Here is a 26,093-nt window from a genome sequence, read left to right as displayed (position 1 = left end):
TTATGAGTTTAAAAGTTTTATTTCAATCGAGTTTTCAATAACTCCATTATTTTCAATAAACCAGCTTGAGTTCCTACAAAATATTCTTCTTTTTTGAAATAAGGAAAGAATTGATTTTGAAGAATTTCTGCAGTTTCTTCATCTGATAAAACAAGAGCAATTCCATCTCCATTTTGAATTCTTATTTGGCTATATCCTTTAGAAATCGCGATTAAAATACCATTCGATTTTTCTTTTTTTCCAACACCCCAAGTTCTGGCAATATGTAGTGTTAAATCTTCAAAATTTTCTTGAGAAACTTTCAAAGTATCTATAGTAACTATTGCTATTTCAACTGTTGTTTCTTTTTCAAAATCAGAAATAATTTGATTCAATTTAATCTCTTCTTCATCAGAAAATAAATTCTCATAATCATTTGTCCAGTTAAGTGGTTTAGGCAAATTATCCCAAAATGTTTGTCTATAAACTTCTACAGATTTTGCTTTTAAACTATCAACTTTACCTGTATAAATAGCGTCTTGAGCTTTCGTTGAAAAAGCTAAAAACAAAATTAAAATATGAAATATTATTTTCTTAGTTGACATAAAATTATTTTGAAATTAATCTAATATTCTCAATATTTTCTTGAAATCATCAACATTCAACCCTTTTGATTTATAAAAATCTATATCAAATTTAGCCTGTTGAATCCAAGAGGTTTTTACATCAATATTGTTACTCTTGTATTTTTTGTGTATTTCTTTAGCTTCAGAAATATCTTCATTAAACACTAAAGCATTTGCATATTTTAACTGATACCAAAGTTGATTATTATCTAATTGAGTCGCTTTAAAAAAGGATTCCTTAGCCTTAACAAATTGTTTCGTTTCTATATAAATATCTCCTAAAGCACTGTAATCTTTAGCTTGTGCCCATTTGTTATCTACAATTTCTTTTAAAATATAATCAATCGCTTTCTGATGTTGGTTTTTCTTATAAAAATCCCAAGCTGTTTTTCTTTTAAATTCTAAAAAATCGTTCATTTGTTTGGTGTTTTGAACTGCTTGAATCGCAAGATTTTGAATACTATTTGCTTTTTCAGATGGCAATAAATCTTTAAATTCCTTGTATTTATATTTTCCAATTATTAAATCTATAAATTCTCCAGAAAAAATTTCTTTTTTAGAAAGCGAACTAACAAAATCTAACCTTGTAATTTCTGCTTCAAGTTCTTTCTTATTTTGTTTGGTCCAACCTCTACTAGCTTTATAATCCACCCATGGCACTACTTCTAAAACAATTTTTTGGTTCATAACCCAATTCTGACTTTCGAATCCGAACCATAAATTAGGTAAATTAGTTAAACATAAAGAGGATGACGAAATCAACTTGGCGTCTTTGTTTACTTTTTCTTTTTGTTCCCAACACGCTCTATCCGTTTTTCCTTCTTTCAAAAATAAATTAGCTGCATTTGCTTCTTGAAATAAGGCAAACGTACATTTATCATCTCCCGAAATTGCAGATGTTAAATGAATAGCTCCTGCTGTTCCTTGACTAATTCCGGTTGGATCAGGAATGGCTTTTAACACCGAAACCAAACTTGATGTTAGTTTTTGATTTTCATCTAAAACGGTAATTCGGTATACGAATTCGGTGGTTCCAACGGGTAAATCTTCTGTTTTAATTAATGTTCGTTTTCCGGCAGAAAGTGTTATTTCTTTTGTAGTAGCGCGTTCTTTATCCCAAAATCCATCTTTTTGAGCAAAAAACGAAGTTGTAAATAATAAGGCTGATACTAAATATAAAAGTTTGTTCATTTTATTTTTTTTTAAACACATAGAATCATAGTTCTACTTTGTGTGTGTTTTTTAAGGCGTTACACTTTACATAGAAAACATAATTTAAAATACTATGTGCCTATTGTGTTTAATTACCATTCAATTTTTGTACCAAATTTACAATTCAATACTTTGCCCGATTTCTAACAACATCAAATCTTTTCCTTTATCGAAAAATTTGCGTTTAGCGTCTTCATGATTGATTTCGATGTAACCAAACGTATCAAAATGATATCCTAACACTTTATCGCATTGTACAAAATCTGAAGCAATAATAGCATCTTCAACATCCATTGTGAAGTTACTTCCAATAGGTAAAATGGCTAAATCTAACTTAGTTCGCATTGGAATTAATTTCATATCCATTGTTAAAGCGGTGTCGCCAGCGATGTAGATATTTTTGTGTTCTCCTTCAATAACAAATCCGCCAGGTTGCCCTCCATAGCTTCCATCAGGAAAAGACGAAGTGTGATGTGCAATTACATATTTTACGGTTCCAAACTCAAAATCCCAACTTCCACCATGATTCATTGGATGGTAGTTAAACCCTTTATTTCCGTAATGTGATGCAATTTCGTAATTAGAAACAATAACCGCTTCTGTACGTTTAGCAATTGCTTCCACATCTAAAATATGATCTTGATGGGCATGTGTTAGTAATATAAAATCGGCTTCCAACGTATTGATATCAATATGAGAAGCCTTTGGATTTCCTGAAATAAATGGGTCAACTAAAATGTGAACATCATTTACTGTAATTCCTATGCAAGCGTGTCCGTAGAATGTGATTTTCATAGTTTATTTTTTATTAAAAAGTGATTAGCTTAGAAAGACTAAAGTTAACCAAAATAATATACTTAATGCAAATGTGCTTAAAGCAACTTTTTTAAGTTCTGGGTCAAAATCTTCGTATTTTTTTGATTTTTTTACCGTTTTCAAGTGAATTGCAAGCATAAAAAAAACAAGTATCATAGCATAAAAACTCAATTTAGTTACTAACGAAAATACAATCATCGAAATGAAAGGAGTTAAAATTAAAAATTCATGATATTTTTTAGCTCCTTCCAATCCCATTTTAACAACCAACGTATTCTTACCAGAGATTTTATCATTTTCAATATCGCGCATGTTGTTCAAATTTAGAACCGCTACACTTAATAATCCGATGGCTGTTGCGGGTAAAAATAATTTCCAATCGACAAAATGGGTAAACAAAAAGTTAGAACCCACAACCGAAACCAATCCGAAGAAAATAAACACAAAAAAATCGCCAAAACCGCTGTAGCCATAAGCACTTTTTCCAACGGTATACTTAATAGCAGCACCAATAGAGCCAATTCCTAACAAGATGAAAATTAAACTTAATGCAAAATTTTCTTTTCCGAATGCAACGTAAATCAATAATAAAGCAATTATGAATGTCAAAATTGCAGTGATAATTACGGCTTTTTTCATTTGCTCCGCTGTGATAACACCAGCCGCTACCAAACGTTTTTCGCCAATTCGATTAGCATCGGTTCCTTTTACGCCATCTCCGTAATCGTTGGCATAATTGGACAAAACTTGCAATCCCAAAGTAGTTAACAATGCTAAAACCACAATTCTCCAGTCGGAAAATCCTTGATAATAGGCATAAGCGCTTCCCACGATGATTCCAGAAACGGAAAGTGGTAGGGTTCGTAATCGTGCGGCTTGTATCCAGTGTTTCATTATATATCTTGTTATTTAAAAATTGCCATCAGTATCAAAATTCCAAAAGCTATTGAAAATGGCGCGCAAATTCTCAAGTATATTGGTCTTAATGTTTCAGCAGCTTTTGTTGAAAATTTGTGATGTGTTTTAATTGGTGTAAGCATCAAAATTACAGCAGAAATGATTAAAAAGTAGCCAAAAATGCGAAAATATAATTCATAAGCATTCGTTTTGGCCGAAATGACAAAACTTATTCCTAATAACAAACGAACAATCAATTCTCCATAATTAATTACAATAGTACTTCCTGCTTTACCAATTATAGATCTTGCTCTTTCAGGATTTAAAAACATTAAAAATCCAGAGAATATCAGAAATAATCCAAAGGCAAAAACGATACTTTTCGAAACTAGTTCCATTTATAAATTTAATTACATCCAATTCTTATCAGAAGTTTCCACTTGATACAACCAATAATTAGTTAGTTTTTTTACTTCCGAATAATTTGTTGTTGAAAAATTAACTGTTCCTCCAGCTGTTGAAAGACGAACTGAACCAATATCAGCTGGCTTTTGCCAAAAAAACTGTTGGGTTTCAATAGCCTGAATTTTATAGGGTTCAATGATTATTGTATCAATATCCCAAGCTCCATTTTGCTTGATGATAAAATCATTGGAAACAAAAAGTTTATAATTTTTAAACGAAAACCATATCAAAGCAATAGCAAAAATGACAAAAAAACTTGTGTAAAGCATCCATTCATTCCAACTAATAAAGTGCAATTTATAATTTATTGCTATTGAAATTAAAACTGGTACTACAAGAAGAAAAAAGGTATTGACTGCAAATTTTCTCCAATTAGGTAAATACTTCTTCCCTTTTTCTGGCAATTGACTTAACAACAAATTCAGAATAATATCGCGCTCGCTTGCTGAGCATCCTGGCACTTCAATTTGGTCTTTTTCCTTCACTTTTTCTACATCGCTAGAAGCCTGATGAACTCCAATAGTGGTAACATCTAACTTCTTTTGAAAATAGTTTTGCGTTATTTTAATTTTTTGAACTTTATTAGGATTCAACAACGTGTTTTTTGTAGATAGTAATCCGTAAGATAACACAATAGCTTGCTTACTTTTTTGAATGGTAAAATCGAAATATTTTAAAATGGTACGAAATAAGTTTACTATCAAAATAAGAACAATAAAAATCCCGACAACTATCATAAATGAAGTAATACTTGGCAATGTATCTAAATAATCAGTGACTTTATCTTCATCAATTACTTCTGTATTTAACTGTTGTAAATTCTCTATAATTGTGGTAAAAAACAGAAAAATTAAAGCAAAACTTTTGATATAGTTTGATGTGAAACCAATCTTCACCAAACTCAACAAACCAATTTTAATGAAAGATGTTGGACTTTCTTCAATAGCAACTTTTTCAGAGTCGGCAATCGTTTCTTGTTGCGAATGATTAATTAATCGTTCTTTTAAAATAGTGGCTAAATCATGTGAAATAGCACTAATAGAAGCTTCTTTTTTATCACTTCCAGCAGTATCAATTTCTAATTTATGAACACCAACTAATCGCTGAATTAAACTTTGATTGATATTAACTTGCTGAATTTTATGTAACTGAATGGTGATTCTAGTTTTATTGAAAACACCTTTCTGAATGACAAATTCGTTATTTTCTTCATCAATATGAAACGTAAAAAACAAATATTGTAAGTATGAAATCACACCAATTATTATCACAACTCCTGCTATACTTCCAAAAAAAACGAGTTTATTTAAGGAATCAAACTTTACCAACCAAATTAACAACATAGGCCACAAAGCGCGAACCGTCTTCTGCAAGGAATTGGCAAACATGACCAAAATCCCAGGAAGTGATTGACGTTGCGGTTGTGAGAAATTGGTTGAGTTATTCATTTTCTGCAGTTAAGAATGATTCACTTGAAAATGGTTCAATAACTTCTTCCTTCTTAGGTGGATTGATTTTTTGGGAAACCAAATTTTTAATAATTTGGGCATCAGCCAAAAGCAAACCCGGAATTTCTAAATCGGAACTACTACCACCCGCGGTGAATAATTCAATGGAAGCCAAACCTAATTTTCGAGAAATAAACCCTTGATGTAAAGCCACATGTTGTACTCTATTGAAAGGAATAATTGTAGTCGTTTCAGAAATTAAACCTGATTTATAAATGGTGTCATGTTCTCTAAAAGCATAACCTTTTTTATTGAAACTAAGCTTCGTAAAAACTATTAATCCAGCAAGAAAAACCAAAATACCTACAAGAATTAATATCCAAGTACTATTTGAAAAAGCATCTTTTTTAAAGTAAAATAAGGTAGAAAATCCACCAATTATTAAAATAAAAAGCAATAAAAAATTAAAAAGTAATACGTTTATATACTTTGGATGAAGTCCTTTTAAATGAACTTCTTCAAATTTTGGAAGTTGGTCAATTTCGATTGGATTATTTGTGAATTCTTGCATAGAAATAGTTAATTAAAGGTCGATTGTCTTTTCTCTTTATTCTATTATCTAATTATGGTAAATATTTCTTTTCAAAGTTAGGCTTACGTTTTTCTAAGAACGCATCTCTTCCTTCTTTTGCTTCGTCTGTCATGTACGCTAAACGAGTAGCTTCACCTGCAAAAACTTGTTGACCTACCATGCCATCATCGGTTAAATTCATAGCGAATTTTAGCATTTTAATTGATGTTGGTGATTTCGCTAGAATTTCTTGTGCCCATTCATAAGCAGTATCTTCTAACTCAGCATGAGGAATTACGGCATTTACCATTCCCATTTCAAAAGCATCTTGCGCTGAATAATTTCTACCTAAGAAGAAAATTTCTCTCGCTTTCTTTTGTCCTACCATTTTAGCTAAATAAGCCGAACCGTAACCACCATCAAAACTAGTTACATCTGCATCCGTTTGTTTGAAAATAGCGTGTTCTTTACTCGCTAACGTTAAATCACACACCACATGAAGCGAATGTCCACCACCAACAGCCCAACCCGGAACTACACAAATAACAGCTTTTGGCATGAAACGAATCATACGTTGTACTTCTAAAATATTCAATCTGTGGTAACCATCATCTCCAACATAACCTTGGTGTCCACGTGCTTTTTGATCGCCACCACTACAAAAACTCCAAATTCCGTCTTTAGAACTTGGTCCTTCCGCAGAAAGTAACACTACTCCAATTGACGTATCTTCTTGGGCATCATAAAATGCTTCGATTAATTCTTTAGTTGTCTTTGGACGAAATGCATTTCTAACATCTGGTCGGTTGAAAGCGATTCTTGCAACGCCATCACATTTTTTATAAGTTATATCTTCAAATTCTCTAACGGTTTTCCAATTGATATTGCTCATTTTTCAAATATTTAAAATAGATATTGTAATTTTTTTTAAATGTAAATTTCCGTAAAAATAATTCATTTTTTGCATTATATTGCAAGTTCAAAACAATTAGATTCATGAAAAAACTATATATAGGATTAGTGTTTGCATCTGGACTATTTTCGGCTTCGGCTCAAAACTATGAATTTCAGAAAGTTAATGATGTCGAATCTTTGCCGGTCATCTCTCAAGATATTACAGGAACGTGTTGGAGTTTCTCAACTTCTTCGTTTTTAGAATCCGAAATTATTCGCTTAACAGGAAAGAAAATCGACCTTTCAGAGATGTTTCAAGCCCGAACCACTTATTTGGCTAAAGCCGAAAACTACGTAATGCGTCAAGGAAAAGCTAATTTTAGTGAAGGTGCTTTGGCTCACGATGTAATTAATAGTCTAACAAAATACGGATTAGTTCCCAATACCATTTATGATGGATTAAATGATGATGCCAACAAACACAATCATGCTGAAATGGTCGCGGTTTTGGAAGCCATGTTGAAAACGTATGTTTCAAATCCAAGTGGTAAATTATCTAAAAATTGGAAACAAGCGGTTAATGCCGTTTTGGATATTTATTTGGGAAGTATTCCAACCAAATTTGAATACGAAGGCAAAAATTATACTCCAAAATCATTTGCTGAATTCACTAAAATTAAGCCTGAAAATTATGTTACCTTGACTTCATTTACTCATGAAGCGAATTACAAACCGTTCATTTTGAATATTCCAGATAATTTTTCAAACGGTAGTATGTACAATTTACCATTGGATGAATTTATTGCCAATATTGATAATGCATTAGCAAACGGCTATTCGCTTTCATTAGATTGTGATGTTTCGGAAGCAACATTTTCAGGAAAATATGGAGTGGCTTTTGTTCCAGAAAAAGAAGAAGATACCAAAACGGGGTTGGGTGAAATTATCATTGAAAAAAATATCACACCTGAATATCGCCAACAAGAATTTGAAAATTTATCTACCACTGACGACCATTTAATGCACATCGTTGGAAAAGTAAAAGACCAAAAAGGAAACGTATATTACAAAGTAAAAAACTCTTGGGGAACTGACGAAAAGAAAGTGGCTAACGGTGGTTATGTTTACATGAGTGTGCCTTATATGAAATTAAAAGCAATATCAGTTATGGTTCACAAAGATGGAATTTCAAAAGAAACTAAGAAGAAGTTAGGATTGTAATATGATTTTTAAATCGGCCACAAGCAAAATAAATCAGTACATTTTAATTGGTGCGATTGTTTTTATGTTTTTAATGACAATTCCAACATTATTTGACGATTCGATTGAGCCTTTCCTTATTATTTTTGGAATTAATCTAATCATTACACTATTTTTGCTTTGGACATATAAAACTACTTTTTATATTTTAAAAAATGATACGCTAATATGGAAATCTGGCCCATTTAAGGGGACTATTGACATAAAGAATATCAATAAAATTGAATATCACAAAGGAATTATTGTGCCAACAATTTGGAAACCAGCATTAAGTCATATAGGTTTAATTATCACTTATAACAAATATGATGACATTTACATTTCGCCCGAAAAAAGCGAACAATTTATTACACAATTATTAGAAACAAACCCAAATATTACGATTAAGAATACCCCATATGATTTATAAATTACTCACCATAAGCCTATTATTTTTAGTTACAAGTTGCCAAGATAAGCCAGACAAAGCAAAAGAATCCACTATTAAAGATAAGGAAGGGAATGTATCTGAATTTGCTGTTAATTTTTCACCTCTTACCACTATTTATAAAAAAAGAATGGGAAATGAAGTGGAATCATTTTATGACTCAAAATTCAATTCAAAAGATTTTAGTGGTTCGTTTTTAGTAGCAAAAAATGGCGAAATTCTATATGAAAATTATAGCGGATATGCCTACAAAGAAAAAGGCGATTCCATCAAACAAAATACACCTTTGCACATTGCTTCAGTGAGTAAAGTTATAACGGCTGTAACCATTTTAAAATTAGTTGATGCTAAAAAACTAAAATTAGACGATTTTGTAACTTCTATTTTACCTGAATTTCCACACGAAAAAACAACCGTGAGGATGTTGTTAAATCACAGAAGTGGTTTACGAAATTATGCCTATTTTACTGATGATAAAGGCGTTTGGGATAAAAAGAAAACACTAACCAATCAAGATGTTTTAACACTTTTAGCTACAAAAAACATTGGTTTAGAATCAACACCTGGAACTCGTTTTGGGTATTGCAACACCAATTATGCTTTATTAGCTTTAATCATTGAAAAAGTTGAGAAAAAGACTTATCCAAAAGTGCTTCAAGAATTAATTTTTGATCCATTAGGCATGAAAAACACGTTTGTTTTTGATGATTTAACAAAGCAAGATAGTGTGAGTCAGTCCTACAAAAATAATTATTTACGATTGGCTTTTGAATATTTAGACCAAGTGTATGGAGATAAAAACATCTACTCAACACCTCGAGATTTATTACAATTTGATTTGGCTTTATATTCAGATAAATTTTTGAGCCCTGCTATGAAGGCAGAAATGTTAAAAGGGTATAGCTACGAACGTAAAGGAACCAGAAATTATGGTTTAGGAATTCGTATGTTAGAATTTGAAAGTGGACAGCAATATTTCTTTCACAACGGTTGGTGGCATGGAAATACTTCATCTTATGTAACACTGGTAAAAGATTCGGTTACGATAATAGCGATTTCTAATAAATTCACAAGAAAACCTTATCAAACAAAGAGATTGGCTCCAAAATTTGGCGATTATCCGTTTAAATTTAATGACGAAGAAGGTGAATAATTAACCTATTTTCACCGAAGTCATCGTTAACGAACCACCAACTGCTTTATCGTTAAAGAATTCTACTTTATCATTATCAGCTTGTAATGCCAAAATGTAGAGTAATGGATAATAATGGTCTGGAGAAGGAATGGCTAATGTAGCTGATTTATTTAGTTTTTCATATTGAATTAATTCTTTATGAAAGCCATTTGAAATTTTATTTTTGAAGATATCATTCATTTCTAAAGCCCAATCAAATCCGTATTCGGGTTCGTTTAATTTATCCCAAGCTACCATTCGTAAATTGTGTACCATATTACCACTTCCGATAATTAGAACTCCTTTTTTACGAAGTGAAAGTAATTGTTTTGCCAATTCATAATGATAAGCAGCAGGTTTATAATAATCGATACTTAATTGTAAAACCGGGATATCTGCATCAGGGTACATATGTTTTACTACCGACCAAGTGCCGTGATCTAATCCCCAATCGTGGTCCAATTCCACTGCCGGATTTGTAATTAATTTTTGAATTTCTGAAGCTAATTCAGGACTTCCAGGCGCTGGATATTGCACTTCAAATAACGCTTGTGGAAAACCTCCAAAATCGTGAATTGTTTTTGGATTTGGCATTGCAGTAACTAATGTTCCTTTTGTTAACCAATGCGCCGAAATTACCACAACTGCTTTTGGTGTTGGAATTTCCTTACCCATTTGATGCCAACGTTGTGAAAACTCATTATCTTCAATAGCATTCATAGGCGAACCGTGTCCGATGAATAAAACGGGCATCTTCTCCTCTTCTTCTCCTAATCCTTTTGTCCAATCATAGAACGGTTGTATGCTTGCCATAGCGATTCCTCCTGAAAGTAATGTTATGAAATTCTTGCGATTCATAAACTAATATTTGTATATACAAATTTAGTAATAAAAAGAATACGAAATACTTATTTAGAAAAAAATTAGGAAAGCAATTCTATTTTGAAATATCTCAAAATGAAGAAAATAGAAATTAAATTAATTACAAGAGCTAACCAATAATACTTGTTATAATCATCAGTATTTATAGCAATTTCATACAAATTTAAAAGTGGTAAAACTACGATAGCTATCCAAATTGGAATCCAAATGATTTCGGTTTCAAAACCAATAAAATGAATGGTATCAAAATTTTGAAAAATGCCAACAAACGTTAGTAATAAAACTAATATGCTTAGAAAAAGATATATTTTATTCTTTGTTGTCATTTTAAACCAAATAAATTCCGTCTTCCTTGATTTCGATTAACTTTTGTTTGTATAAATTTCCAACGGCTTTTTTGAAATTCTTTTTACTCATTTTCAATACCGTTTTAATGTCTTCTGGATGCGAATTATCTGTCAAGCGCAAAAAACCACGATTTGCTTTTAATTCGTCTAAAATAATTTGAGATGAAGGTTCAATTGCCTCTACTCCTACTTTACGAAGTAAGACATCAATTTTCCCATCAGGGCGAATGTTTTTGATGTAACCAACGGTTTTCATTCCTGGTTTTACATCCGTATATACTTCATTTTTATAAGCTAAGCCTTTGTATTTCTGATTAATGATAACATTGATTCCACCATCTGTAATATGAGAAATTAAAATATTTACTTCTTCATTGGGTTCCAAATCAACATTTTCATTCGTCAAATACTTGTTAGTTCTACTTGAAGCTACCAAACGATTCGTTTTATCATCCATGTGCATGTAAACCAAATAACGCTTTCCAACTTCCATAGGACGCGCTTGCTCTTTAAACGGAACAAATAAATCTTTCTCTAATCCCCAATCTAAAAAAGCACCAAACTGATTCATGTAATTTACTTTTAAATGCGCAAATTCATTCAGCTTGATATAAGGTTTAAGCGTAGTTGCTACAGGACGTTCTTCATGATCAAGATATATAAATACAGTTAAATCATCTCCAATAGAAAATTCTTTTGGTACGTATTTATTCGGCAATAAAACATCATCTTCTTGTGTTTCTTCACTTCCTAAAAACAAACCAACTTTAGTATCTCTTAATATTTTTAACGTATTGAACTCTCCTATATGTAACATAATAAAATAAATAAAGTGCAAAGGTAAGCATTTTAAAAATTAGAATTTAGAAATCGGAAATCCAGAAAATGAAAAAACCACAAATCAATTACTGACTTGTGGTTTTATGTTATATTTTCTAAAACTTAGATTCCGATTTCTAATTGAAAACGAACATACCAATTTTGTTTGTTACTTCCGTCGAAATAATTCAAATCACTTAACGTAACTTCACCTTGTAATTTAAAAGCATGCTCCCATAAATATTTAGTAACACCTAACGAATATTGTTTAGAATCTGGTGTTAATGCTTTAATATCATCATGCATATTTTGTGTAGAAAAACGACCAATGATTTCATAGTTCGTTGGAAAAACATAACTCAATTGATAATCCATTCCACTTCCAACAGGAACATAATTAAACTCGGTAATATCATCTGGATTAAAAGCAATTGGATCTTTTGCAGAACGCGACATGTAAGACGACATAAGAGCCCATCCATTATATTTTAACATAGCATCTAATAAAACAGATTTCATTGTTTTTTGTTCGAACAAGTCTCCTCCAAGTTGACCTTGCGTTCTTCTTGCCAAATTATTTTGATGAAAAGCACCTGATAATAACAATTTTGGTGTTTTTTCTCTAGCTACATCTCCTTCAAAATTAGTTCCATCATTTTTAAATGAACCAAAAGGCATCAACTCTAGTTTTCCAGTTAAAGCAACTCCATCATCAGCTGATTTTGTCCAGTTTCTTCCTTCTCCAGTAGTTACTGCCGTTTTTACATTGTATGAAAATTTATCTTTGTTTTCATTCAAATAGTAGGCTTGAAAACCAAAATCTCTATCAATTGTAAAACGAGCATTATTAATACTTCTATCTGTTAATTGTAAAGCTCCTGATGAATTTACACGTTGTCGATTTCCTGGTAATTTCGTTTGTCCAAAAAGGAAACTCCAATGCTTATTTGGACGATAAAAAACAGCAGCATCACGAATAATATTGATATTTTCACCATCTTGAATTTCGCCCACATCTCCTGGTGCAAAAGACAATTGAATTACATATAAAAAGTGTGGATTACCTACATAACCATCAAAACGCAAACGTAAACGTCTAATTTCTCCTGAATAAGCTGCATCCTCATCTTCATTTTGAATAAATGTAACACGATTTTGCATTCTAAAGCGAATATTTAATTGAAATAAACTATCTGGCGATGTTATTCCTAATCCTTTTCCATAGCTATAATATGGAAGTGCTGCCAACTTTAAATCGTTGTCTTTTGTTGTTACTTTTATATCTTGAGCAACAGCAATAGCGCTGATTACAAGCAATAAAAGGGTTACTATTTTTTTCATTTGTTATGTTGTTGTTTATTTTGCGCAAACTTAACATTAAAACAAGGTTAAGTATGTTAAGTAAATATTACCTTTGCAAAAAATTAACGTTATGTCAAATATATACATTGGATATCATTTTACAATAGAACCTATTGAATTAGGTAGCGAAATTTTAATTGCTGAATTAGGAGAAAAAGCTTTTGAAAGTTTTATTGAAACCGAAACAGGAATTTCTGCTTATGTTCAAAAAGATTTATGGAGCGAAACTATCTTAGAAGATATTCAAATTTTAGATAATCCTGAATTTAAAATCAATTATACTTTTGAAGAAATTGAGCAAGTAAATTGGAATGAAGAATGGGAAAAAAACTTCGAAGCAATTGAAGTAGACGGAAAATGTCACGTTAGAGCGCCTTTTCACGAGAAAACTAATGCCGAATATGATATTGTAATTGAACCAAAAATGAGTTTTGGAACGGGTCACCATGAAACGACTCATATGATGATTCAACATATTTTGGAAACCGATTTTACCAATAAAAAAACCTTAGACATGGGTTGCGGAACTGCAATTTTAGCCATTTTAGCTGAGATGAAAGGTGCACAACCTATTGATGCCATTGATATTGATAATTGGTGTTATTTAAACTCAATTGAAAATGCAGAACGTAATAATTGTAAGCATATTTCGGTTTACGAAGGTGATGCTTCTTTATTAGTTGGTAAAAAATACGACATTATTATTGCAAACATCAATCGTAATATTCTTTTAAACGATATGCAACAATATGTAGATTGTCTTAACGAAAATGGAATACTATTTTTAAGTGGTTTTTATACAGAAGATATTCCAGTAATTTCAGAAAGTTGTACGTCTAAAGGATTAACCTATTTAAAACAATTTGAAAGAAACAACTGGGTTGCTTTGAAATTTGTGAAATAGTTAGGAGTTAGTAGATGGAAGTTAGGAGTTTAACTCTTTTAAATCTTGAATTTGATTTTTGAAATTACTGGAATTTTGAATTTGATTTTTGAATTTGAATTTGATTCAGTATTTTTGTAAAGAACTTTCAAACGTAAAGAAAATGAGCACGATAGAAAAAGTACAAGAAGAAGTTTTAGTAGCAGAAGCTGTTGGTGTTAATAACGAAATTGTATTACACAACGATGATGTAAATACATTTGACCACGTTATTGATACATTAATGAGAGTTTGCAAACACGATGAATTACAAGCTGAACAATGTGCTATATTAGTACATTATAAAGGCCAATGCACGGTTAAAACGGGTCCGATTGACCAATTAAAACCACAATGTTCCGCATTACTAGATGCTGGATTAAGTGCAGAAATTATATAAATAAAAAATCCCGCTATTTGCGGGATTTTTTATATCTAAAAGTTAAAGTATTAACCTAAAACTTCTTTTACTTTTTTACCAATTTCAGCTGGAGAATCTACTACGTGAATTCCGTTTTCTCTCATGATGCGTTTTTTAGCTTCTGCTGTATCATCAGCTCCACCTACAATTGCACCAGCGTGACCCATTGTTCTTCCTTTTGGAGCCGTTTCACCTGCGATGAATCCAACAACAGGTTTACGGTTTCCGTCAGCTTTAATCCAACGAGCAGCATCTGCTTCTAATTGACCTCCAATTTCACCAATCATGATGATAATTTCAGTTTCTGGATCGTTCATTAATAATTCAACAGCTTCTTTAGTAGTTGTTCCGATGATTGGGTCACCACCAATTCCAATAGCTGTAGTAATTCCTAAACCTTGTTTTACTACTTGGTCAGCAGCTTCGTATGTTAAAGTACCTGATTTAGATACAATACCAACTGTTCCTTTTTTGAAAACGAAACCTGGCATAATACCAACTTTAGCTTCTCCTGGAGTAATTACACCTGGACAGTTAGGTCCAACTAAACGGCAATCTTTTCCTTTAATATAATCATAAGCTTTAATCATGTCTGCGACAGGAATACCTTCAGTAATACAAATGATTACTTTGATTCCAGCTTCAGCAGCTTCCATAATTGCATCAGCAGCAAATGCTGGCGGAACGAAAATAATTGAAGTATCAGCACCCGCTTTTTCAACAGCATCTTTAACTGTATTAAAAACTGGTCTGTCTAAATGTGTTGAACCACCTTTTCCTGGAGTTACACCACCTACAACATTAGTTCCGTACTCAATCATTTGAGAAGCGTGGAAAGTTCCTTCGCTACCTGTAAATCCTTGTACAATTATTTTTGAATTTTTATTTACTAAAACGCTCATGATATATGAATTAAATTGTGTTTAAATTTGTGATGCAAAAGTAAGTTTTTTACCAAATAATCACATATTTTTTATAGTATTTTTTTAATTAGGTTTGCTAATTTGGTATCCTTTTTTGATTTTTCCTTCTTCAAATTCCCAAATGGCTACTATTTTAGCTATTAAAACAAATTCTTTTGGGTTTTCGATAGTTGTTACCTTGTGATTGTATTTTACTACAATTTGATTTTCTTGTTCAATGAAATGTGAAATTTCCATGAAAGAATCAATGTAATTTTGTCTCAATTCGTTAGCCAAATTGATGATGGCACTTTTTTGAAGTAATAACTTCCCTTCTGAACTGTCCCATTCTAAAATAAAATCGTCGTGCAAAAGTGTATCAAGAAATGATGCATTTCTTATTCCGTCTTCTTTGTACAAAAACTCAATGCTTTCTTTATTTGTCATTTTGTTTTAATTTTTCAATTATTTCTGGAATGCGTTTCACATTAGCCAATTGTTTCAACTTTTCTCTTGATTCTTCAATTGGAGTACCAAAATAGGTTTTTCCTCCTTCAATAGATTTAGTAACACCAGTTTGTCCCATTACTACTGCTTTTGTTCCTATAGTAATACCACTTGTTGTACCAACTTGTCCCCAAAGTGTTACTTCGTCTTCAATAACCACACAACCTGCAATTCCTGTTTGTGAAGCGATTAAACATTTTTTCCCAATAACAGTATCATGCCCAACATGCACTTGATTGTCAATTTTAGTTCCAGCTCCAATGGTTGTATCGCCAGTAACTCCTTTATCAATCGTACAAAGTGCTCCAATTCCCACATTATCTTCAATAACCACTCGCCCACCCGATATCAATTGGTCAAAACCTTCAGGACGTTTTTTATAATAGAAAGCATCAGCTCCTAAAATGGTTCCAGCATGAATCATTACGTTATCACCAATTATGGTGTTATCGTAAATCGTAACATTTGCATGAATCAAACAATTTTTACCAATTTGAACATTGTGTCCGATAAAGCAATTTGGTTGAATAACCGTTCCATCTCCGATTTTAGCTGAATCTGAAATAGCAGCATTTGAAGCTTGAAATGGTCTGAAATGTTTCGTTAGTTTATTGAAATCTCTAAAAGGATCATCTGAAATTAATAACGCTTTCCCTTCCGGACATTCTACTTCTTTGTTGATTAAAACAATTGTAGCTGCCGATTGAAGTGCTTTGTCATAATATTTAGGATGATCTACAAATACGATATCTCCAGGTTCTACCACATGAATTTCATTCATACCGTGAACTGGAAAATCAGCATCACCCACAAAATTACAATTGATAATTTGGGCAATTTCTTTTAGAGGATAAACTTTTGGAAATTTCATTAAATATTGATTAGTGGATAGTAATTAGTGATTAGTAAAATATAAAAGAGTAATCAGTTGCTTGGTTATTTACTAATTACTCTTAACTTTTAATAAAAACTATTCTTTTACTCTTTCCATATAGTTTCCGGTTGCTGTATCAATTTTGATTTTATCCCCTTCATTAATAAACAACGGAACGTTTACAGTTGCTCCAGTTTCAACAGTTGCTGGTTTTGTAGCATTTGTTGCTGTATTTCCTTTAACTCCTGGCTCAGCATAAGTAACTTCTAAAACGATAGAAGCTGGCATATCTACTGATAATGGTGCTTCAGTTTCAGCGTTAATCTGAATCATTACGTTTGTTCCTTCTTTTAATAAATCTGGAGCATCTAACACTTTTTTGTCTAACGTAATTTGTTCAAATGATTCGTTATTCATGAAGTGAAATTGATCTCCTTCAGCATATAAATATTGGAATGTATGTGTTTCAACACGTACTTCATCAATTTTGTGTCCAGCAGAAAATGTGTTATCTAATACTTTTCCGTTAGTTAACGATTTTAATTTTGTTCTTACGAAAGCTGGCCCTTTACCTGGTTTTACGTGAAGAAATTCGATGATTTTATAAATATCGTTATTGTATTTGATGCATAATCCGTTTCTAATATCTGATGTACTTGCCATTTTGTTTTTATTTGATGTTTATTTATTCTTTTATTTTGAGATTACATTGAACTTGTATATCCTTTCATGATACCACGTGAAGAATTTCTAATGAAGTCTAAAATTTCATCTCTTTCTGTTGTTGCTTCCATTTCAGCTTCAATGATGCTTAATGCTTGCGTTGTATTGTAATTTTTTTGATATAAAATTCTATAGATATCTTGAATTTCTCTGATTTTATCTGTTGAAAATCCTCTTCTTCTTAATCCTACTGAGTTAATTCCCACATAAGACAAAGGTTCTTTTGCCGCTTTTGTAAAAGGAGGAACATCTTTTCTTACTAATGAACCACCTGAAATCATAGCATGATCACCAATAGAAATAAATTGATGAACCGCAGCTAAACCTCCAATGATTGCAAAATCTCCCACAGTAACGTGTCCAGCTAAAGCAACACCATTTACAATAATAGCATTATCACCAATATGACAATCGTGTGCAATATGCGCTGTAGCCATAATCAAACAGTTTTTTCCAATTTTTGTTTGACCAGAAGCAACTGTTCCTCTATTGATAGTAACACATTCTCTGATTGTGGTATTGTCGCCAATAACAGCTAACGATTCTTCTCCACCAAATTTTAAATCTTGAGGAACCGCTGAAATTACCGCACCAGGAAAAATATTACAATTTTTACCAATACGAGCGCCTTCCATGATGGTAACGTTTGAACCAATCCAAGTTCCTTCACCAATTTCAACATTATTATGTATGGTTGTAAAAGGATCAATTACAACGTTTCTTGCTATTTTGGCACCTGGATGCACATAAGCTAATGGTTGATTCATATATGTCTTTATTTTACTTTAACAATTTGTGCCATTAATTCGGCTTCTGAAACTAATTTTCCGTTTGCATACGCATACGCTTGCATGTGACAAATTCCTCTTCTAATTGGAGAAATTAAATCACATTTAAAGAATAAGGTATCACCTGGTAAGACTTTATTTTTGAACTTAACATTATCAATTTTCATGAAGTACGTTAAGTAATTTTCTGGATCTGGAACAGTACTTAAAATTAAAATTCCTCCTGTTTGCGCCATTGCTTCTACTTGTAAAACTCCTGGCATTACTGGAGCTCCTGGAAAATGTCCAACGAAAAAATCTTCATTCATTGTTACATTTTTCAATCCAACTACATGCGTTTCAGAAAGTTCTAAAATTTTATCTACTAACAAGAATGGTGGACGATGTGGTAATAAATTCATAATACCGTGAATATCCATTACTGGTTCTTTGTTAATATCATAACTAGGAACATTGTTACGTTCTTCAATCTTAATTAATTTAGCCATTTTCTTAGCAAACTGAGTGTTTACGTAATGTCCAGGCTTGTTAGCAATAATTTTTCCTTGAATACGAGTTCCAATTAAAGATAAATCACCAATAATATCCAATAATTTATGTCTTGCAGCCTCATTCGGATAATGTAATGTTAGGTTGTCTAAAATTCCATTTTCTTTAACCGAAATGGTATCTTTATTGAAAGCTGTCTTTAAGTTTTCCATTGTTTCAGCTGAAATTTCTTTATCAACATAAACAATGGCATTATTTAAATCACCACCTTTAATTAAACCATTATTCAAAAGTGATTCTAATTCATGTAAAAAACTAAAAGTTCTACAATTTGAAATTTCTTTTTTAAATTCTTTAATTCCTTTCATTGTAGCGTTTTGAGTACCTAAAACTTTAGTACCAAAATCAACCATTGCTGTAACACAATATTCATCTGAAGGAATTACCGTAATTTCACTTCCTGTAGCTTCATCTAGGTAAGAAATTACATCTTTAACTACAAATATTTTTCTTTCTGCTTCTTGCTCAACAACTCCAACTTTTTCAATGGCTTCAACAAAATATTTTGAAGAACCATCCATAATAGGAAGTTCAGAAGCATTTAATTCTATAATAACGTTATCTAAATCGCAACCCACAAGCGCCGCTAATACGTGCTCTGGTGTTTGAATCATTACTCCTAATTTTTCTAAATTAGTTCCTCGTTGCGTATTTACAACATAATTTGCATCAGCTTCAATAATTGGTTGGCCTTCTAAATCTACACGTACAAATGTAAATCCATTGTTTACAGGAGCCGGTTTAAAAGTCATTGCAACTTCTTGACCTGTATGTAAACCTACACCTTTTAATGATATTTCTGCAGCAATTGTTGTTTGCTTCGCCATGATAAAAATGGTTTTAAAATTATTTAATTGTATTTTTTAATTCTTCTAAATCGGAAACAATTTTAGGTAAATTTCTAAAATGTACAAAGGCTTTAGCAAAATCTCCATAATTAAAAGCGGGACTACCTTGAACAACTTCGCCTGCTTCTAAATTTTTTCCGATACCTGATTGCGCTTGAATTTTAACTCCATCACCAATAGTTAAATGCCCCGCAAATCCGACTTGACCACCAATTAAACAGTTTTTACCTATTTTGGTAGTTCCTGCAATTCCGGTTTGTGCAGCGATGACAGTGTTTTCACCAATTTCAACATTATGTGCTACTTGAATGTGATTATCAAGTTTTACTCCTTTTCTAATAATTGTTGAACCTAAAGTAGCTCTATCAACGGTTGTACAAGCCCCAATTTCAACATCATCTTCAATAATTACATTTCCAATTTGTGGTACTTTCACATAACTTCCATCTTCTTGAGGCGCAAAACCAAATCCATCCGAACCAATGATTGTTCCTGAATGAATGGTACATCTATTTCCAATAACAGTTTCAGAATAAATTCGAACACCTGCAAAGAAAACACAATTGTCACCAATAGTTACGTTATCTCCAATGAAACTATTCGGATAAATTTTTACATTATTTCCTATGGTTACATTCTTCCCAACATAACAAAAACTTCCTAAATACAAATCAGAACCATAAGTTACACCATCAGAAATTACTGAAGGTTGCTCAATACCTGATTTCATCAATTTTACTTGATTGTAGTATTCTAACAACTTTGAAAATGATTGATAAGCATCTTCTACCTTAATTAAAGTAGTTGTTATTTCTTGTTCTGGCTCAAATGTATTGTTAACTATTGTAACAGATGCTTGAGTAGAATAAATGTAATTAATATATTTTGGGTTGGCCAAAAACGTCAAAGACCCTTCTGTTCCTTCCTCTATTTTAGACAATTTAAAAACTTCAGCATCTGGATTTCCAACTACTTCGCCCTCTAAAATGCCTGCTATTTGCGCTGCTGTAAACTTCATTTTAAAATTTTATTACTATCTAATTAGATAGATTTTGGGGATATAAAAATACTCATTTTCATTTAATACAATGTATTGATTCCACTTCATCTTGGCAAAAATATGAAATTAAATTAAAAAGCTATGCTTCTAAGACCACTTTTGGAAAACATATAAAGTATTTTGTTACTGGTTTTGATAAAGCTTTTAAATGTAATTGATCAGATGCTTCTACTACATCTTCAATAGTTTTATCCTTTTTCAAAATACGAATAGGCTCACTTGATTTGCTATACGCTTGATTTTTTAACTTGCCTTTGAATACAAAATAATCCGCTTCTTTATCGGAAATTCCAGCAAGAGCAATGTATTTATTTTTTATTGCTAATAGATTCTCTTTGATTGGTTTATCATCAGTCATTTGAATCTTTAGTAAATCACGATTTAATATCATTCGGCAAAGTGATTGTAATACAAAATCATCATGAAATTGCCAAGCTTTTATCGCGCCTAAAACATCATAATCATCTAAATACGAAAACTTATCTAAAACATTTTTATCGAAATCTGTTAATGAAATTTTGTTTTGCAAAAAGAATTGCAAAGGTTCACTACAAGGTAAAATCGTTCCTTTTTGAGTTAACTCTTTGGCACGTTTTAGAATTTTGGTTAAGATTAATTCCGCAACCACACTTGTTTTGTGCAAATACGCTTGCCAATACATCAATCTACGAGCAACTAAAAACTTTTCAACCGAATAAATTCCTTTTTCTTCGATAACCAAATAATCATCTTGCACGTTCATCATTTGAATTAAACGTTCACTGTTGATGTTTCCTTCGGCTACACCGCTGTAAAAACTATCTCGTTTTAGATAATCCATTCGATCCATATCCAATTGACTTGAAATCAATTGCAACATGAATTTTCTATGATATTCGCCTTTAAAAACTTGAATAGCAAGTGCTAATTTTCCGTCAAATTCTTTATTCAATTGCTCCATAAATAAGAGCGATAATTCTTCGTGATGCACTTCTTCCACAATACTGTGTTCCATTGCATGACTGTATGGACCGTGACCTATATCGTGCAACAAAATAGCAATGTACAACGCATTTTCTTCTTCTTCCGAAATAGAAACACCTTTAAATTGCAAAGTTTGCACCGCTTTTTGCATAATATGCATACAACCCAACGCATGATGAAAACGCGTGTGATGCGCTCCAGGATACACCAAATACGACATTCCCATTTGAGAAATTCTTCGCAAACGTTGAAAATAAGGATGCTGAATTAAATCGTAAATTAAAGTATTAGGAATGGTGATAAAACCATAAATTGGATCGTTGAATATTTTGAGTTTGTTGGTTTGGCTCACAAGTATAAATTTTGAGTAACAAATGTAGCGTTTTTTTACAAAAAGAATTGTTTAAAACTAATGGGAAATTTTATACTAAATTTAATACAATCATCGTTTAATAAATATTAACTTGCACACAAATTAAGAAGAAATGAGCCAAATAAAAATCCTTTGGGTTGATGATGAAATTGATTTATTAAAACCACACATCCTTTTTTTAGAAAAGAAGAATTATCATGTAACTACCTGTAATAACGGGCAAGATGCTATTGATTTGTTTGATGAAAATAATTTTGATGTAGTGTTTTTAGATGAAAATATGCCAGGTTTAAGTGGTTTAGAAACTTTATCTGAATTAAAAGAAAAGAAATCTTCGGTTCCAGTGATTATGATTACCAAAAGTGAAGAAGAATATATCATGGAAGAAGCCATCGGTTCTAAAATTGCCGATTATTTGATAAAACCTGTAAATCCAAATCAGATTTTATTAAGTTTAAAGAAGAATTTAGACCATTCACGATTGATTTCAGAGAAAACAACTTTGGATTATCAGAAAGAATTTCGAAAAATTGCTATGGATATGGCAATGGTTCGTACCTATGAAGATTGGGTCGAATTGTACAAAAAACTATTGTTTTGGGAATTAGAATTAGAAAATATCGAAGACCAAAGCATGGTAGAAATTTTGGAAAGCCAAAAAGCTGAAGCCAATATGCAATTTGGGAAATTCATCGAACGTAATTACGAAGATTGGTTCCAACCAAAAGCAGAAAAACCAGTACTTTCTCATGAAATTTTTGGTGAATTAGTCGCGCCTGAAATCCGTAAAAAAGACAAACCTATTCTATTCGTTGTTATTGATAATTTGCGTTATGACCAGTGGAAAGCATTTGAAAGTGTGGTAAACAATCACTACAAATTAGAAAAAGAAGTGAGCTACTTCTCTATTCTACCAACGGCTACGCAATATGCTCGTAATGCAATATTTTCAGGTTTAACACCTTTAGATATGGAAAAGAAATTTCCACAATATTGGAAAAACGATCCAGATGAAGGAGGAAAAAATCTGTATGAAGGCGAATTTTTAACCGAGCAATTAAAACGTTTGGGATTAAACATCAAGCAAGAATATTATAAGATTACCAATTTTACTTCGGGAAAAAAATTAGCAGATAACTTTAAATCTTTAAAAAACAATGATTTAACTACTATTGTTTACAATTTCGTAGACATGTTATCGCACGCAAAAACCGAAATGGATGTGGTAAAAGAATTAGCTTCAAACGATAAAGCATATCGTTCTTTGACGGCGAGTTGGTTTAAAAATTCTCCGCTTTTAGATATGATTCAGCAAGCTCAACAACTTGGTTTTAGATTGATTATAACTACCGACCATGGGACTATCAATTGTAAAAATCCGTCGAAAGTTATTGGTGATAAAAACACGAGTTTAAATCTTCGCTACAAAACAGGAAGAAGCTTAACCTACGAAGACAAAGACGTTTATGCTGTGAAAGATCCGAAAAAAATTGGTTTACCAGCTCTAAACATGAGTAGCTCTTTTATTTTTGCGAAAAACGATTTATTTTTGGCTTACGTTAATAACTACAATCATTATGTGAGTTATTACCGAAATACCTATCAACACGGAGGAATTTCATTAGAAGAAATGGTGATTCCGTTTTTAGTTTTAGAACCAAGATAATGGTGTTCAGTTAACTTAGAATATATATGACGATAATTTTTTCATTAGACGAAATCACAAACGTTGCCAAGCAAATATTAGCCACGCCTTCCTTAAAAAAAGTAATTACATTTCACGCACAAATGGGTGCTGGAAAGACCACTTTAATTAAAGAATTGGTTAAAGAATTAGGTGTAAAAGATAATTCGAGTAGTCCAACCTTTTCTTTAGTGAATGAATACCGCACGTTTGAAGGCGAAATCGTATATCATTTCGATTTGTATCGATTAAATTCAGAAGAAGAAGGTTACGACATGGGATTAGACGAATATTTCTATTCTGATAATTGGTGTTTTATTGAATGGCCAGAAAAAACACCCAATTTAATTCCAATAGACCACGCCAGTATTTCAATAAAAGTAATGGCGGACGGAAAAAGAGAATTGACCTTGAAGAACTAAAAGATTCTTTTCTATTTTAAAAAATATTCCTAAATTGGTACCACAAAAAACAACGCAACATGTCCATTTATAGTCCTTTTTCGAAATCACAACTATTACCACAAGAAGAAAAGCTAGAAGTGGCGCGTCATAAAAGTGAGTTGTTTATTGGAATTCCTAAAGAAACTTCTTATCAAGAACGTCGTATTTGCTTAACACCAGATGCGGTTTCTTCATTAGTTTCACACGGACATCGCGTAATGTTAGAAGCTGGAGCTGGAGAATGTTCAAGTTATACCGATAAAGAATATAGCGATGCGGGTGCCGAAATAACACAGGACACAAAAAAAGTATTGGGTTGCCCAATGATTTTAAAAGTGGAACCACCTACTCTAGCCGAACTAGAAATGATGAATCCCCAAACTATTGTTATTTCAGCAATTCAATTAAAAACACAGAAAAAAGAATATTTTGAAGCTTTAGCTAGTAAAAGAATTACGGCTTTAGCTTTTGAATTCATAAAAGACGAAGATGGTTCCTATCCAGCAGTAAAATCACTATCTGAAATTGCAGGAACTGCTTCGGTTTTGATCGCATCAGAATTGATGATTGGTGAAAACATTGGAAAAGGATTATTGTTTGGAAATATTACAGGAGTTCCACCTACAAAAGTTGTCATAATTGGTGCAGGAACAGTTGCAGAATATGCTGCCAGAACCGCTTTAGGACTAGGCGCAACTGTGAAAGTGTTTGATAATTCGATAACAAAATTACGTCGTTTGCAAAACACATTAAATCAAAGAATATTTACTTCTACTATTCAAGAAAAATCGCTTTTAAAAGCTTTGCGTCGTTGCGATGTTGCTATCGGAGCTATGAAAGGTAAAAACCGTGCTCCAATTGTAGTTACTGAAACTATGGTAGAACATATGAAAAAAGGAGCTGTTATTGTAGATGTTAGTATTGATACTGGAGGTTGTTTTGAAACTTCAGAAGTCACTACTCATGAAAAACCAACCTTTATTAAAAACGGAGTAATTCATTATTGTGTTCCAAATATTCCTTCTCGATATTCTAAAACGGCTTCTATGTCGATTAGTAACATTATTTCTCCATTCTTATTACACATTGCAGACGATGGAGGAATTGAAACCGCTATTCGTTGCAACAGAGGTTTAAAGCACGGAATTTATTCTTATCATGGTGTTTTAACCAATAAAGCTATTGCCGATTGGTTCAATTTAGAATATCGAGATATCAACTTGATTGTTTTTTAATATTACTTCAAATCACAACAAAATCTACGTGTTTATGTGTATAATTTATACTAAATTTGCACAAATTATACTATTATGAAGTTTCAGTTTCGTTTAGCCTACTACTTATTTGGATTATTTTTAGGAGCAATATTTGTAATTTGGTTTTTAAAAGCAAAAGCAAATGATAAAGGTGTAGAATTTTGCTATTTACCAAATTGTCGTGTTTTAAAAGATTTAAGAAGTAAATCATTAGATATTGATACACTTGCTAAGAAATCTTTATCTGAAAAATGGGTTACAATGGAAGATATTAAAGAAAGTTTACGCTATGGTGATGTAGATTTTGATAAAAGTAATGAACCATATAGAAAAGGTAAGATTTATGTAATTGAAGGCAAAACTGCTAATAATGAAGAAATTACCATTACAATGGTAAATTACACCAACAAAGTCTTGTTAGAAAAGATAGAAAAAAAGTAATTTTTTCTTCAAAACACTTGCAGAAACAAATATTCCTTGTATATTTGCACTCGCAATACGGTAATAGTAAAGCAATTTATTGGGGCGATTAGCTCAGCTGGTTCAGAGCACCTCGTTTACACCGAGGGGGTCGGGGGTTCGAACCCCTCATCGCCCACCA

Annotated in this window: 29 protein-coding genes and 1 tRNA gene; 10 read left to right on the top strand and 20 right to left on the bottom strand. The window is 31.9% G+C overall.

From position 1 onward, the window contains the following. Nucleotides 1–17 precede the first annotated feature (17 nt). The 8 genes from AAEO58_RS06835 to AAEO58_RS06800 all read right to left on the bottom strand — a co-directional run bounded on the left by AAEO58_RS06835 (nt 18) and on the right by AAEO58_RS06800 (nt 6,906). Complete coding sequence (locus AAEO58_RS06835; RefSeq protein ID WP_341682773.1) at nt 18–584, bottom strand: TPM domain-containing protein; 567 nt, start codon at nt 582–584, stop codon at nt 18–20. A gap of 15 nt (nt 585–599) precedes the next feature. Next, the gene (locus tag AAEO58_RS06830) at nt 600–1,796 is read right to left on the bottom strand and encodes a tetratricopeptide repeat protein (RefSeq protein ID WP_341682772.1); all 1,197 of its coding nucleotides are present in this window, start codon (nt 1,794–1,796) and stop codon (nt 600–602) included. Between the two features lie 138 nt (nt 1,797–1,934). Next, nucleotides 1,935–2,612 (bottom strand): metal-dependent hydrolase, encoded by a 678-nt coding sequence (locus AAEO58_RS06825; RefSeq protein ID WP_341682771.1) that lies wholly within the window; start codon nt 2,610–2,612, stop codon nt 1,935–1,937. Between the two features lie 24 nt (nt 2,613–2,636). After that, entirely contained in the window at nt 2,637–3,527 is an 891-nt protein-coding gene (menA, locus tag AAEO58_RS06820) for a 1,4-dihydroxy-2-naphthoate octaprenyltransferase (RefSeq protein ID WP_341682770.1), read from the bottom strand. An 11-nt stretch (nt 3,528–3,538) separates the two neighbouring features. After that, nucleotides 3,539–3,928 (bottom strand): hypothetical protein, encoded by a 390-nt coding sequence (locus AAEO58_RS06815; RefSeq protein ID WP_341682769.1) that lies wholly within the window; start codon nt 3,926–3,928, stop codon nt 3,539–3,541. 12 nt (nt 3,929–3,940) lie between these two features. Continuing rightward, nucleotides 3,941–5,443 carry a PH domain-containing protein gene (locus AAEO58_RS06810; protein WP_341682768.1) on the bottom strand — a complete coding sequence of 501 codons (1,503 nt, stop codon included), beginning with the start codon at nt 5,441–5,443 and terminating at the stop codon, nt 3,941–3,943. Continuing rightward, nucleotides 5,436–6,014: a PH domain-containing protein gene (locus AAEO58_RS06805; RefSeq protein ID WP_341682767.1), complete on the bottom strand. Its 579-nt coding sequence runs from the start codon at nt 6,012–6,014 to the stop codon at nt 5,436–5,438. Before AAEO58_RS06805 ends, AAEO58_RS06810 begins: the two co-directional genes overlap by 8 nt. A 52-nt stretch (nt 6,015–6,066) precedes the next feature. Beyond that, a complete protein-coding gene (locus tag AAEO58_RS06800) occupies nt 6,067–6,906 on the bottom strand; it encodes a 1,4-dihydroxy-2-naphthoyl-CoA synthase (RefSeq protein WP_133607285.1) in 840 nt (279 codons plus the stop codon). 104 nt (nt 6,907–7,010) lie between these two features. On the opposite strand from AAEO58_RS06800, the gene AAEO58_RS06795 reads away from it, so the two are divergent. Genes AAEO58_RS06795 through AAEO58_RS06785 form a run of 3 tightly spaced genes read left to right on the top strand, consistent with a single transcriptional unit; the run spans nt 7,011 to nt 9,748 of the window. Then, on the top strand, nt 7,011–8,129 hold the full coding sequence (locus AAEO58_RS06795; protein ID WP_341682766.1) for a C1 family peptidase: 1,119 nt from the start codon (nt 7,011–7,013) through the stop codon (nt 8,127–8,129). A 1-nt stretch (nt 8,130) separates the two neighbouring features. After that, nucleotides 8,131–8,577: a PH domain-containing protein gene (locus AAEO58_RS06790; protein WP_341682765.1), complete on the top strand. Its 447-nt coding sequence runs from the start codon at nt 8,131–8,133 to the stop codon at nt 8,575–8,577. Next, entirely contained in the window at nt 8,567–9,748 is a 1,182-nt protein-coding gene (locus AAEO58_RS06785) for a serine hydrolase domain-containing protein (RefSeq protein ID WP_341682764.1), read from the top strand. The genes AAEO58_RS06790 and AAEO58_RS06785 overlap by 11 nt, the downstream gene beginning before the upstream one ends. On the opposite strand, the gene ygiD is transcribed toward AAEO58_RS06785, so the two are convergent. From ygiD to AAEO58_RS06765, 4 genes are all read right to left on the bottom strand, one after another. Continuing rightward, nucleotides 9,749–10,582: a 4,5-DOPA-extradiol-dioxygenase gene (gene ygiD / locus AAEO58_RS06780; RefSeq protein WP_481129024.1), complete on the bottom strand. Its 834-nt coding sequence runs from the start codon at nt 10,580–10,582 to the stop codon at nt 9,749–9,751. Nucleotides 10,583–10,692: 110 nt separating this feature from the next. After that, nucleotides 10,693–10,977 (bottom strand): hypothetical protein, encoded by a 285-nt coding sequence (locus AAEO58_RS06775; RefSeq protein WP_341682762.1) that lies wholly within the window; start codon nt 10,975–10,977, stop codon nt 10,693–10,695. 1 nt (nt 10,978) lies between these two features. Further along, a complete protein-coding gene (locus tag AAEO58_RS06770; RefSeq protein ID WP_341682761.1) occupies nt 10,979–11,815 on the bottom strand; it encodes a CvfB family protein in 837 nt (278 codons plus the stop codon). Between the two features lie 125 nt (nt 11,816–11,940). After that, a complete protein-coding gene (locus AAEO58_RS06765) occupies nt 11,941–13,158 on the bottom strand; it encodes a porin (RefSeq protein WP_341682760.1) in 1,218 nt (405 codons plus the stop codon). 91 nt (nt 13,159–13,249) lie between these two features. Here AAEO58_RS06765 and prmA point away from each other — a divergent pair, with 91 nt between their 5' ends. Together prmA and AAEO58_RS06755 are read left to right on the top strand one after the other, a co-directional pair. After that, entirely contained in the window at nt 13,250–14,083 is an 834-nt protein-coding gene (gene prmA, locus AAEO58_RS06760) for a 50S ribosomal protein L11 methyltransferase (protein WP_341682759.1), read from the top strand. Between the two features lie 142 nt (nt 14,084–14,225). Then, entirely contained in the window at nt 14,226–14,501 is a 276-nt protein-coding gene (locus tag AAEO58_RS06755) for an ATP-dependent Clp protease adaptor ClpS (RefSeq protein ID WP_341682758.1), read from the top strand. Between the two features lie 50 nt (nt 14,502–14,551). Here the strand turns inward: AAEO58_RS06755 and sucD are convergent, their stop codons facing one another. The 8 genes from sucD to AAEO58_RS06715 all read right to left on the bottom strand — a co-directional run bounded on the left by sucD (nt 14,552) and on the right by AAEO58_RS06715 (nt 22,088). Continuing rightward, on the bottom strand, nt 14,552–15,424 hold the full coding sequence (gene sucD / locus AAEO58_RS06750) for a succinate--CoA ligase subunit alpha (RefSeq protein WP_264369475.1): 873 nt from the start codon (nt 15,422–15,424) through the stop codon (nt 14,552–14,554). 84 nt (nt 15,425–15,508) lie between these two features. After that, nucleotides 15,509–15,871, bottom strand: a complete 363-nt coding sequence (locus AAEO58_RS06745) for a nuclear transport factor 2 family protein (RefSeq protein WP_341682757.1) — start codon at nt 15,869–15,871, stop codon at nt 15,509–15,511. Further along, nucleotides 15,861–16,802, bottom strand: a complete 942-nt coding sequence (locus AAEO58_RS06740; RefSeq protein WP_341682756.1) for a UDP-3-O-(3-hydroxymyristoyl)glucosamine N-acyltransferase — start codon at nt 16,800–16,802, stop codon at nt 15,861–15,863. The genes AAEO58_RS06745 and AAEO58_RS06740 overlap by 11 nt, the downstream gene beginning before the upstream one ends. Before the next feature lie 99 nt (nt 16,803–16,901). Further along, a complete protein-coding gene (gene efp, locus AAEO58_RS06735; protein WP_026725820.1) occupies nt 16,902–17,468 on the bottom strand; it encodes an elongation factor P in 567 nt (188 codons plus the stop codon). A 41-nt stretch (nt 17,469–17,509) separates the two neighbouring features. Next, entirely contained in the window at nt 17,510–18,295 is a 786-nt protein-coding gene (lpxA, locus tag AAEO58_RS06730) for an acyl-ACP--UDP-N-acetylglucosamine O-acyltransferase (RefSeq protein ID WP_133607316.1), read from the bottom strand. A gap of 8 nt (nt 18,296–18,303) precedes the next feature. Continuing rightward, a complete protein-coding gene (locus AAEO58_RS06725; RefSeq protein ID WP_133607318.1) occupies nt 18,304–19,692 on the bottom strand; it encodes a bifunctional UDP-3-O-[3-hydroxymyristoyl] N-acetylglucosamine deacetylase/3-hydroxyacyl-ACP dehydratase in 1,389 nt (462 codons plus the stop codon). Between the two features lie 19 nt (nt 19,693–19,711). Then, nucleotides 19,712–20,731, bottom strand: a complete 1,020-nt coding sequence (lpxD, locus tag AAEO58_RS06720) for a UDP-3-O-(3-hydroxymyristoyl)glucosamine N-acyltransferase (protein WP_133607320.1) — start codon at nt 20,729–20,731, stop codon at nt 19,712–19,714. Nucleotides 20,732–20,852: 121 nt separating this feature from the next. After that, nucleotides 20,853–22,088, bottom strand: a complete 1,236-nt coding sequence (locus AAEO58_RS06715) for an HD domain-containing protein (RefSeq protein ID WP_341682755.1) — start codon at nt 22,086–22,088, stop codon at nt 20,853–20,855. Nucleotides 22,089–22,221: 133 nt separating this feature from the next. Here AAEO58_RS06715 and porX point away from each other — a divergent pair, with 133 nt between their 5' ends. From porX to AAEO58_RS06690, 5 genes are all read left to right on the top strand, one after another. Then, complete coding sequence (porX, locus tag AAEO58_RS06710; RefSeq protein WP_341682754.1) at nt 22,222–23,775, top strand: T9SS response regulator signal transducer PorX; 1,554 nt, start codon at nt 22,222–22,224, stop codon at nt 23,773–23,775. Between the two features lie 26 nt (nt 23,776–23,801). Beyond that, nucleotides 23,802–24,215 carry a tRNA (adenosine(37)-N6)-threonylcarbamoyltransferase complex ATPase subunit type 1 TsaE gene (tsaE, locus tag AAEO58_RS06705; RefSeq protein ID WP_133607326.1) on the top strand — a complete coding sequence of 138 codons (414 nt, stop codon included), beginning with the start codon at nt 23,802–23,804 and terminating at the stop codon, nt 24,213–24,215. Between the two features lie 59 nt (nt 24,216–24,274). Continuing rightward, nucleotides 24,275–25,471: an alanine dehydrogenase gene (locus AAEO58_RS06700; protein ID WP_341682753.1), complete on the top strand. Its 1,197-nt coding sequence runs from the start codon at nt 24,275–24,277 to the stop codon at nt 25,469–25,471. 75 nt (nt 25,472–25,546) lie between these two features. Next, nucleotides 25,547–25,933, top strand: coding sequence for a DUF4258 domain-containing protein (locus tag AAEO58_RS06695; RefSeq protein WP_290819654.1), 387 nt, complete (start codon nt 25,547–25,549; stop codon nt 25,931–25,933). An 82-nt stretch (nt 25,934–26,015) separates the two neighbouring features. After that, nucleotides 26,016–26,093: transfer RNA gene (locus tag AAEO58_RS06690), tRNA-Val, on the top strand.

This window comes from Flavobacterium helocola (genome assembly GCF_038289885.1).
Classification (GTDB): Bacteria; Bacteroidota; Bacteroidia; order Flavobacteriales; family Flavobacteriaceae; genus Flavobacterium; species Flavobacterium cheniae.
This window is presented reverse-complemented; position numbering and strand designations above follow the sequence as displayed.